Annotated in this window: 1 protein-coding gene; it reads right to left on the bottom strand. The window is 47.5% G+C overall.

The window, feature by feature from the left end:
• Nucleotides 1-242 (bottom strand): hypothetical protein (locus tag ACGF5R_RS24910; RefSeq protein ID WP_387693329.1); only part of this gene is annotated, 242 nt, incomplete at both ends.

Here is a 242-nt window from a genome sequence, read left to right as displayed (position 1 = left end):
CCCACTTGCCATTAGGGTGAGGGGTGTTTACTGCTTTCAAAAACGCTTCGCGATCACAATCTCTACTCTCATCTTTGCATTCGTCAGAAACGCTGCTATAGCGCTCCATTGCGGTAAACGCAGCGGCAACAGCTTCACCTACAAATACCGCGTCAAGATCACTCAGTCCATCAGGTACCATTTGCGACAGAATAGTAATAAGTGCCAATCGTGCCTGTTCTTGGGATTCTGGAGATAGTTTG

This window comes from Photorhabdus sp. RM71S (genome assembly GCF_042879355.1).
In the GTDB taxonomy this organism is placed as follows: domain Bacteria; phylum Pseudomonadota; class Gammaproteobacteria; order Enterobacterales; family Enterobacteriaceae; genus Photorhabdus; species Photorhabdus kayaii.
This window is presented reverse-complemented; position numbering and strand designations above follow the sequence as displayed.